The organism is Phenylobacterium sp. (assembly GCF_036402295.1).
Taxonomy (GTDB): Bacteria; Pseudomonadota; Alphaproteobacteria; order Caulobacterales; family Caulobacteraceae; genus Phenylobacterium.
In genome coordinates this window covers 1-9627 of sequence record NZ_DASWTE010000019.1, presented here as the reverse complement: position 1 = coordinate 9627, position 9627 = coordinate 1, and the positions used below count along the sequence as shown (strand labels likewise).

The following is a 9627-nucleotide window of genomic DNA, read 5'->3' as shown; positions in this document are numbered from 1 at the left end:
CTCGAGAGAACGTCGGTTCAGGTCGGACAATCCGTCGCGGAGAGTCAGCCTGTCGGATGGACCCCCGATGGTCGACAATCGTCATCGGAGCTCTATCTGGAGGTCCGCGAACAGGGTTCACCCGTCGATCCGATGCGATGGTTGAACAAGAAAGCGGGCTGATGCGGCCTCAAAACCGTCGCTTCAGTCCGGTCGATATAGCGGTGCAACACCCGGCTTAGGGAGCCTGAACCTGGCTATGAAGAAGTATCTCCTGATCGGCGCGTCGGCGTTCGTTCTCGGCGCTGGATCCATGGCTTACGTGAGCCAGCAGGCTATCGCTTCCTCGCAGCCCCGGGCGAAGACCTACCGCATGCTCGGCCTGTTCGGCGACGTGCTGAACACCGTCGAGAACCAATACGTGACGGAGGTGGACGACACCAAGCTGATCCAGTCGGCGATCGACGGGATGCTGACCTCGCTCGACCCGCACTCGGGCTACCTCGACCCCGAGGACTTCGACGACATGCGCGACCAGACGCGCGGCGAGTACGGCGGCCTGGGCATCGAGGTCACCAGCGAAGACGGCGTGGTCAAGGTGATCTCGCCGATGGACGGCACGCCCGCGTTCAAGGCCGGCATCAAGGCCGGCGACTACATCACCGCCGTGAACGGCGAGAGCGTGCTGGGCCTGACGGTCACCGAGGCGGTCAAGCAGATGCGCGGTCGTCCGGGCGAGGCGGTCAGCCTCACCATCGCGCGCGAGAAGTCCGACCCGTTCGACGTGAAGCTGGTCCGCGAGGTCATCAAGCCGAAGTCGGCCACGGCGCGGCTCGAGGGCGACAACATCGTCCTGCGCATCGCCAGCTTCAACGAGAAGACCACCGACGAGGCCGAGGCGGCCTTCGCCGAAATGCGGGCGAAGAACCCCAAGGCCAAGGGCCTGATCCTCGACCTGCGGAACAACCCCGGCGGGCTGCTCGACCAGGCCGTGGGCGTCTCGGACCTGTTCCTGGAAGGCGGCGAGATCGTCAGCCAGCGCGGCCGCGATCCGCGCGACGTCGAGCGCTACAACGCCCGCACCGGCGACATGACCGGCGGCATGCCGATGGTCGTGCTGATCAACTCGGGCTCGGCTTCGGCCGCGGAAATCGTCGCGGGCGCCCTGCAGGACCGCAAGCGCGCCGAGCTCGTCGGCACCACCAGCTTCGGCAAGGGCTCGGTGCAGACCGTTATCCCGCTGCGCGGCGGCATCGACGGCGCCCTGAAGCTGACCACGGCGCGCTACTACACGCCGGCCGGCCGCTCCATCCAGAAGACGGGCATCGAGCCCGACCTGGAAGTGGCGCTGACCCGCGAGGAGGCGCAGACCATCGCCAACCGCGCCTACCAGTTCTCGGAAGCCTCCTTCCGCAACGCGCTGAACGCCGACGAGGGCAAGGTCCGCAAGGGCGCCCACGAGCCGGCCGAGGCGCCGCCGGAAAGCTTCGACACCGCGAAGAAGGACTTCCAGATCGCCCGCGCCGAGGACGTGCTCCGCTTCGGCTCGGTGGCCGCCACGCCCAAGCTGCCCAAGCCCACGGCGCGCATGGCCGAGATCGTCAACAAGGCCAAGGTGGCCGAGGCCAAGCCGGCGGCGACGCCGAAGTAAGCTTCGCGCACCGACGAAAGACGTGAAGGGCGGTCCGCAAGGGCCGCCCTTTTTCCTTCGCTGGCTTGATGGGGAGGGACAGGCCGCGGGAGCGGCCAGGGTGAGGCAGTGTGGGCCGGAATGCTGAGGTCGGTGAGGATCGACACCTCCTCACCCTGCGCGCCTGCGGCGCGCTGTCCCTCCCCCTCAAGGGAGGGAAAACGTTAACCATGTTCGCCCAGGCTCCAGGGTGAGGAGTCCCCTGCCTTGGCCGCCATCGCCCTACCCCAGTTCAAGCTGCCCAAGATCGACGCGGGCGCCCTGATGAAGAGCCCCGCTGTAGGCCTCTCGGGCGCAGCGGTGCTGTTCGCAGGCTGCATACTCGCCCTCGTCAACCTCTTGGGCCCGATGGGCGGAGGACCGACCAGCGTGCGGATCCCGCTGGAGAACGACCTGCGCGGCGCCCCGGCCGGCTGGCGCGAGGCGCTGAAGCCCAGCCACGGGGCGCCGCACCGGTACAAGGACATCGTCCGCCTCTCCGAACGGCCGCTCGCCCCCGGCGGCGACGCTGGACACGCAGTCGTCGGCGGCCCGCCACCGATGGCCGGCTCCGCGCTGGCGGCCGCACCCATCGCGGGCTTCTACGCCCCCGGTCCCGGCGGCCCGCTGCCGATCATCGCCCAGGACGGCCGCACGCCGGCCCAGGCCTATGCACGGCCCTTCAAGGCCAACGGCCGCCCCAAGGTGTCTCTCGTCATCGGCGGCCTCGGGTTGAACGCCCGGGCGACGCGCCAGGCGATCGACACGCTGCGGCCCGAGGTCACGCTCTCCTTCAGCATCTACGCCGAGGGTCTGCAGGGCTGGATCGACATGGCCCGCGCGCGTGGCCACGAAGTGCTGATCGAGGCTCCGATGGAGCCCGTGGACTACCCCGAGAACGACTCCGGCCCGTACACCCTGATGGCCGACGGCCAGCCGCCCGAGACGGTGAAGCGCCTGGAATGGATCCTCTCGCGCGCCACCGGCTACTTCGGGCTCACCAACTATCTCGGCTCGCGGTTCCTGGCGGTGGACCCGGCCTACGCCGCCTTCGCCTCGTCGCTGAAGGGCCGGGGCCTCGCGTTCATCGACGACGGGTCGGCCGCGCGACGCGGCGGCGGCATGCCGCGGGCCACGGCCGAGCGGGTCATCGACGACAAGCTGTCCGGATCGGCCATCGACCAGCAGCTGCTGGCGCTCGAAGCCGGCGCGCTGCAGCGCGGCCAGGCCCTGGGCTCGGGCTTCGCCTACCCTGTCACGCTTGAAAAGGTCGCCGCCTGGGCCAACGAAGTAGAGGCGCGGGGCTACCAACTGGCGCCGGCTTCGGCTCTAACCCGGGTCAAATGACCGACCTGCCTGACTACCGACCCAACGTCGGCGTCGTCCTTTTCCATCCTGACGGCCGCGTGTGGCTGGGGCGGCGCACCAACACGTCCGGCCCCTACAACTGGCAGTTCCCGCAGGGCGGCGTGGATTCCGGCGAGGACCTGGAGACCGCGGCCCGTCGCGAACTGGCCGAGGAGACGGGCGCGTCGAGCGCCAGCTACCTGGGCCGCACGGACGGCTGGATCACCTACGACTATCCGCCCGAATTGCGGGGCCGGAAGGCCGGCCGCGGCTTCCGCGGCCAGAAGCAGGTGTGGTTCGCCTTCCGCTTCGACGGCGACGAGGCCGAGTTCGACCTCGAAGGCCACGGCGAGCCCGAGTTCGAGGCCTGGCGCTGGGGCTACCTCGCCGAAGCGCCGGACCTGATCGTGCCCTTCAAGCGGTCGGCCTACGAGACCGTTGCGCGGGCGTTCGCCGCCTTCGCCGCGACGAAGAGCGCACCCTGATTTCGGCCCCGCGGCAGGCAGGTTCGCGTTACACTGGCGTCCGCACCGGGGCTCCGGGGGGAGCAACGCACAGATGCCCACAATCGTGATGACGCACGGCGCGTTCTGCGCCGGCTGGGCCTTCGAAGCCTTCCGGGTTCCGTTCGAAGCCGCCGGCTGGACCGTGCTCACGCCCGACCTGCCGGGGCATGGCGAAGGCGGGTCAGTCGCGGGCCTTTCGATGTCGGACTACGCGCGCGGCCTGGTGCGGTTCTGCGAAGACCTGCCCGAGCGACCGGTGCTGCTGGGCCATTCCATGGGCGGGCTCGTCTGCCAGATGGCGGCCCGCCAGATCGACCCGCGGGCGGTGGTCCTGCTTGCGCCCTCGCCGCCGTGGGGGATCGCCGGCTCGTCGATCGAGGAGGCGGTCACCGCCTTCGGCGTGCACCTCGTGGACCCCTTCTGGTCCTCAAGCGTCACGCCCGACCGGCACCTGATGCGCCACCACAGCCTGGACCGCACGCCGAAGCCGCGACGCGACGCCATCCTGGCCCGCCTGCGGCCCGAGAGCGGGCGCGCCGTGCGCGAGGTGCTGAACTGGTGGCTGGACCCCTTCATGACGACCAGCGTAGGGACAGGCCCGCTCCCGGCGCCCTCCCTGGTGTTCGCGGGCGACCGCGACGTGGTCCATCCGGTGATCACCGTGCGCCAGACCGCCGAGCGCATCGGCGCCGAGTTCCGCGTCCTGCCCGGCATGAGCCACTGGCTGATAGGCGAAGAGGGCTGGGAAGATGTGGCGGCCCAGGCGCTGGCCTGGCTCGCGGAGCGGGCGCGGGTCGAGGCCTAGCCGTGGCGCGCCTTCAGCGCCCAGCGCACGAGGCCCGCGATGGCCACGAGCGCCCAAGCCGCCTCCATCACCGTGGCCGACAGGTTGAAATCGTCGGTCAGCAGCGACCACAGGATCAGGCAGGCGCCGATCAGGTTGCAGAGAAGCGCGGGCGGCCTCTCGGGATCGATCTTCCCAAGCGCCGCCCCGGCGTAGGCCACCAGGATGATGAGGACGCCGAGGAGGCCCGCGGCGTCCGTGACGCTCATCAGAACGTGCGTTCCTGGTACTGCATCGTGGCCAGGTCGTAGGCCTTGTTCACCTGGGTGTCGTCAGCCTTGCGGACCGTGGAGAAGTTCAGCCCGATCGACTGGTTGGCCGTCAGGTACTCCCACGAGCGGCGGACGCGCTTCAGGCCGTCCGGATCCTGCGGCTGGGTGTAGTTGGCGGTCGGGTCCAGTGGCGGCTGGTGCACGAACGACCAGACGTTCAGCGCCTTGGCGATCTCGCCGTCCTGGCCCATCGGGAAGCGCAGGTCGACCATGCAGACCGACTTGTTCGAGCCGGTCGGATAGACGATCACCTGGTAGGCCTTGCCCTCGGCGCCGAACGGCTTGGCCCAGGTCTGCTCACGACGGTTGAGCTTGAAGCCATGGGCCTTGGCGAGGTCCTCGATCTTCTGGCCGCGAACGGCCGGCATGCAGATCTTCTCGATAACCTGGATGGCCTCGAAGCCGTAGCCGGCGGTGGGGAGCGTCGGCGCAGGCGGCGGCGCCTCTGCGGCCGGCGGCGGGGTCTCCGTGGCTGGAGGCGCGGGCGGCGCCTCCGCGGCCGGAGCCGGCGGAGTGGCGGCCGGCGCCTGGGCGGCCGGCGCAGCCGGCTGGGCGGGCTGAGCGGTGGGTTCCTGGGCATGAGCCGCGGTCGCCAGACCGGCGGCGAGGATCAGGCTGGAAAGGGCGAAACGCATCTAGAGGTCCCCTGACTTCGGCCGGGCATATGAACTTTAGCACGGCGCCCTAGGCAAGGCCTTGCGGCGCCCAATTTACGGCAGTGATTTCGACCTTGTCTAGGCCGCTTCCACCGCATGTTCGGCAAGGATAGTGAGTCCTTCCGGCGTCACGTCGGCGAACCCGCCGCGGACCTCGTAGGTCGTCACGGTCCCGTCGTTGTGCACGCGCACGGGGCCTTCCTTCAGCGCCGTCATGAACGGCGCATGGCCCGCCAGGACCCCGAAGTCGCCTTCGGAGCCCGGCGCGTCCACCTGGTCGACCTGGCCCGAGAACAGTTCCCGTTCCGGCGAGACCAGGGAGAAGTGCAGTTTGTCGGCCATCTTGGCTTAGGCTTCCGCGGCCAGCTGTTCGGCCTTGCGGACCGCGTCCTCGATCGTGCCGACGTTGAAGAACGCCGGCTCGGGCAGGTGGTCGTACTCGCCGTCCACCAGCGCCTTGAACGAGCGGATAGTGTCTTCGAGGCTGACCAGCACGCCGGGCGTGTTGGTGAACTGTTCGGCCACGTGGAAGGGCTGCGACAGGAAGCGCTGGATCTTCCGGGCGCGGGCCACGATCAGCTTGTCCTCTTCCGACAGCTCATCCATGCCCAGGATGGCGATGATGTCCTTGAGCTGCTTGTAGGTCTGCAGCGTCTCCTGCACGCGGCGGGCGACCTGATAGTGTTCCTCGCCGATCACCAGCGGGTCCATGATCCGCGACGTGGAGTCCAGCGGGTCCACGGCCGGGAAGATGCCCTGGGCGGCGATGTCGCGGGAGAGCACGGTCGTCGCGTCCAGGTGGGCGAACGAGGCGGCCGGCGCAGGGTCGGTCAGGTCGTCGGCGGGCACGTAGATGGCCTGCACCGAGGTGATCGAGCCCTTGGAGGTCGAGGTGATCCGCTCCTGCAGGTTGCCCATCTCTGTGGCCAGCGTCGGCTGATAGCCCACGGCCGAGGGGATGCGGCCCAAGAGCGCCGACACTTCCGAGCCGGCCTGGGTGAAGCGGAAGATGTTGTCGATGAACAGCAGCACGTCCTTGCCTTCCTGGTCGCGGAAGTACTCCGCCTGGGCCAGGCCGGTCAGGGCGACGCGGGCGCGGGCGCCCGGGGGTTCGTTCATCTGGCCGTAGACCAGGGCGCACTTGGAGCCTTCGGTCGAGCCGTTGTTGGCGCGCGGGTCCACGTTCACGTGGGACTCGATCATCTCGTGGTAGAGGTCGTTCCCTTCGCGGGTCCGCTCACCCACGCCGGCCAGCACGGAGTAACCGCCGTAGGCTTTGGCGATGTTGTTGATCAGCTCCTGCATGGTCACGGTCTTGCCCACGCCGGCGCCGCCGAACAGGCCGATCTTGCCGCCCTTGGTGTAGGGGCAGAGCAGGTCGATGACCTTGATGCCCGTGACCAGCACTTCGGCCGAGGTCGACTGCTCGGCGAAGGAAGGGGCCTCGCGGTGGATCGGCGAGCTGAACGCCGAGTTGATCGGGCCGGCCTCGTCGATGGGGTCGCCGATCACGTTCATGATGCGGCCGAGGCAGGCGGGGCCCACCGGCACAATGATCGCCTTGCCGGTGTCGACCACGGGCTGGCCGCGGGTCAGGCCCTCGGTGGTGTCCATGGCGATGGCGCGCACGGTGTTCTCGCCGAGGTGCTGGGCCACTTCCAGCACCAGGCGGAAGGGCTCGCCGGTCCGCTGGTCGGTGTTGGTGGTCTCGAGCGCGTTCTGGATCGCCGGCAGGTGGCCTTCGAACTCCACGTCGACGACGGCGCCGATGATCTGCACCAGCTTGCCGGTGGCGACGGCCTTCGCGGCGGTCGCCTTCGCGGGGGTCGTGGCGGTGGCGGGCTTCTTCGCCGCGGGCTTCTTCGCGGCAGGCTTCTTGGCGGTTGCGGCTTCAGACATGGTGCTCTTCCAACTAGATCGCTTCGGCGCCGGAGATGATCTCGATCAGCTCCTTGGTGATCTGCGCCTGGCGGGCTCGGTTCATCTGCAGGGTGAGGCTGGCGATCATGTCGCCGGCATTGCGGGTGGCGTTGTCCATCGCCGTCATCTGGGCGGCGAAGAACCCGGCCTGGTTCTCCAGCATGGCGGAGAAGATCTGGGTCGTGATGTTGCGCGGCAGGAGGTCAGCCAGGATGGTGGCCTCGTCCGGCTCGTACTCGTAGGCGGCGCCCTTCAGGTCGATCGTGGCGCCGCCGGCGGCCACTTCGGCCGGGATCAACTGGCGCGCTGTCGGGGTCTGGGTGACCACCGACTTGAACTGGCTGAAGAAGAGCGTGACGACGTCGACATCGCCGGCTTCGAACAGGTCCTGGATCTTGGCCGACACCGTCTCGGCCACGGCGAGGGACGGGTTGCCCCCGACTTCGAAGGTCTCGACCAGGCGCGCGGCGTGCAGCCGGCGCAGCTGGTCGCGGGCCTTGCGGCCGGCGGTGATGATCTTGACGTCCTTGCCCGCGTCCAGCAGCCCGTCGATGTGCTGGCGCGCGGCGCGCACGATCGACGAGTTGAACCCGCCGGCCAGGCCGCGGTCGGAGGTGGCGATCACCACCAGGTGACGCTGGTCCGAGCCCGTGCCGACCAGCAGCTTGGGCGCGCCGTCGCCCGAGACGCCGGCGGCGAGGTTCGCGATCACCGCCGCCATGCGCTGGGCATAGGGGCGCGAGTCCTGGGCGGCGTTCTGCGCTTTGCGCAGCTTCGCCGCCGCCACCATCTGCATCGCCTTCGTGATCTTCTGGGTGGATTTCACCGCAGCGATCCGATTGCGCATCTCCTTGACGCTGGCCATTACGCGCTCTCAGGCCTTCCTAAATAGCCACCATGTGCAGTCGTCCATCACGGTCGTCCTTCTCCAGAAGAACCCGTAATCGACCAGCCGCAGGTCGGGAAAAAGATCCAGGTACAGCGACCCGAAATCGTTCTTGAACAGAAGGTCGCTCTCACCCCGGTACTGGATGGTCTCGGCCTTCGGCGAAAAATACTCGGCGCAGAACACGTACTTCGACGACACGCGATGAATCTCGCGGACCGTCTGCTCCAGCAGACTGGGGTCCACGTGGATCAGCACGCCGCAGGTGAAGGCGAGCTCCACCGCATTGTCGGCCAGCGGGATCTTGTGGCCGAAGCCCTCGATCACGCGGTCCGCGGGCAGGATCCCGTCCTCGACCAGGCGCGTGCGCGCGGCCGGGTTCGGCTCGATGCCCCACAGTTCCATCGGCGCCAGCGCCTGGATGCCCTGCAGGTTGAGGCCCAGGTTCGGGCCCACTTCCAGGGCGGACGCCGGCATGTCGCCGACGATTCGGCGGAACACCTCGCCCCAGATGCGCGTGCGGCCGCGGACGGCGTCGGTCGTACGGGCGTTGCGCTCCGTATACCGATCGCCGAACTCGCCCGACCAGGCGCCCAGCGCTTTGGGTTGATCCGCCGCCATCGAAATCCTTAGGCGAAGGTGTCCGCGAAGGCGGCCAGGACCGACTTCAGGCGGTCTTCCACCGGGCCGAGGTCCTTCTTCGTGCGGATCTCGTCCAGCAGGTCCTGGTGCTTGGCGTGCAGGTGCGAAAGCAGCTCGCGCTCGAAGCGGCCAACCTGCGCGGTCGCGATCTTGTCGAGGTAGCCGCGGGTGCCGGCGTAGATCACCGCCACCTGCTCCTCGACGGCCAGCGGCGCGTACTGCGGCTGCTTCAGGAGCTCGGTCAGGCGCTCGCCGCGCGCCAGCATGCGCTGGGTGGCGGCGTCGAGGTCCGAGCCGAACTTCGCGAAGGCGGCCATTTCCCGGTACTGGGCGAGCTCGCCCTTGATCGGGCCGGACGCGGCCTTCATCGCCTTGATCTGGGCCGACGAGCCCACGCGGCTCACCGAGATACCCACGTTCACGGCGGGGCGGATGCCCTGGAAGAACAGGTCGGTCTCGAGGAAGATCTGGCCGTCGGTGATCGAGATCACGTTGGTCGGGATGTAGGCCGACACGTCGTTGGCCTGGGTCTCGATGAGCGGCAGGGCGGTCAGCGAGCCCGAGCCGTTGTCCTCGTTCAGCTTCGCCGCGCGCTCCAGCAGGCGGCTATGCAGATAGAACACGTCGCCCGGATAAGCTTCGCGGCCCGGCGGGCGGCGCAGCAGCAGCGACATCTGGCGGTAGGCGACGGCCTGCTTGGAAAGGTCGTCGTAGATGATGACGGCGTGCATCCCGTTGTCGCGGAACCACTCGCCCATGGCGCAACCCGCGAAGGGGGCCAGGAACTGCAGCGGCGCCGGCTCGGAGGCCGTGGCGGACACGACGATCGTGTAGTCCAGGGCGCCGCGCTCCTCGAGCGTCTTCACGATCTGGGCCACCGTCGAGCGCTTCTGGCCGATGGCGACG

General features: G+C 68.7%; 11 protein-coding genes. 4 read left to right on the top strand and 7 right to left on the bottom strand.

Annotated features, from left to right (window positions below; genetic code table 11):
• The first annotated feature begins 238 nt into the window (after nt 1–238).
• The 4 genes from VGD44_RS01205 (at nt 239) to VGD44_RS01190 (ending at nt 4306) form a co-directional block, all read left to right on the top strand.
• The gene (locus tag VGD44_RS01205) at nt 239–1630 is read left to right on the top strand and encodes a S41 family peptidase (protein ID WP_331083026.1); all 1392 of its coding nucleotides are present in this window, start codon (nt 239–241) and stop codon (nt 1628–1630) included.
• A 246-nt stretch (nt 1631–1876) separates the two neighbouring features.
• A complete protein-coding gene (locus tag VGD44_RS01200) occupies nt 1877–2995 on the top strand; it encodes a divergent polysaccharide deacetylase family protein (protein ID WP_331083024.1) in 1119 nt (372 codons plus the stop codon).
• Nucleotides 2992–3480 carry an RNA pyrophosphohydrolase gene (locus VGD44_RS01195; RefSeq protein WP_331083022.1) on the top strand — a complete coding sequence of 163 codons (489 nt, stop codon included), beginning with the start codon at nt 2992–2994 and terminating at the stop codon, nt 3478–3480. Before VGD44_RS01200 ends, VGD44_RS01195 begins: the two co-directional genes overlap by 4 nt.
• Before the next feature lie 73 nt (nt 3481–3553).
• Nucleotides 3554–4306 (top strand): alpha/beta hydrolase, encoded by a 753-nt coding sequence (locus VGD44_RS01190; RefSeq protein ID WP_331083020.1) that lies wholly within the window; start codon nt 3554–3556, stop codon nt 4304–4306.
• Here VGD44_RS01190 and VGD44_RS01185 read toward each other — a convergent pair.
• The 7 genes from VGD44_RS01185 to atpA form a co-directional block, all read right to left on the bottom strand.
• A complete protein-coding gene (locus tag VGD44_RS01185) occupies nt 4303–4554 on the bottom strand; it encodes a CBU_0592 family membrane protein (protein WP_331083018.1) in 252 nt (83 codons plus the stop codon). The genes VGD44_RS01190 and VGD44_RS01185 overlap by 4 nt on opposite strands.
• Entirely contained in the window at nt 4554–5252 is a 699-nt protein-coding gene (locus VGD44_RS01180) for a hypothetical protein (RefSeq protein ID WP_331083017.1), read from the bottom strand. Before VGD44_RS01180 ends, VGD44_RS01185 begins: the two co-directional genes overlap by 1 nt.
• Before the next feature lie 99 nt (nt 5253–5351).
• Complete coding sequence (locus VGD44_RS01175; RefSeq protein ID WP_331083015.1) at nt 5352–5615, bottom strand: ATP synthase F1 subunit epsilon; 264 nt, start codon at nt 5613–5615, stop codon at nt 5352–5354.
• Nucleotides 5616–5621: 6 nt separating this feature from the next.
• The gene (atpD, locus tag VGD44_RS01170; protein ID WP_331083013.1) at nt 5622–7172 is read right to left on the bottom strand and encodes a F0F1 ATP synthase subunit beta; all 1551 of its coding nucleotides are present in this window, start codon (nt 7170–7172) and stop codon (nt 5622–5624) included.
• Between the two features lie 13 nt (nt 7173–7185).
• Nucleotides 7186–8058, bottom strand: a complete 873-nt coding sequence (locus VGD44_RS01165; protein ID WP_331083011.1) for a F0F1 ATP synthase subunit gamma — start codon at nt 8056–8058, stop codon at nt 7186–7188.
• A 9-nt stretch (nt 8059–8067) separates the two neighbouring features.
• Entirely contained in the window at nt 8068–8700 is a 633-nt protein-coding gene (locus tag VGD44_RS01160; protein WP_331083009.1) for a pseudaminic acid biosynthesis-associated methylase, read from the bottom strand.
• Between the two features lie 8 nt (nt 8701–8708).
• Nucleotides 8709–9627, bottom strand: a 919-nt coding sequence (atpA, locus tag VGD44_RS01155; RefSeq protein WP_331083007.1) for a F0F1 ATP synthase subunit alpha, incomplete at its 5' end; no start/stop codon positions are given.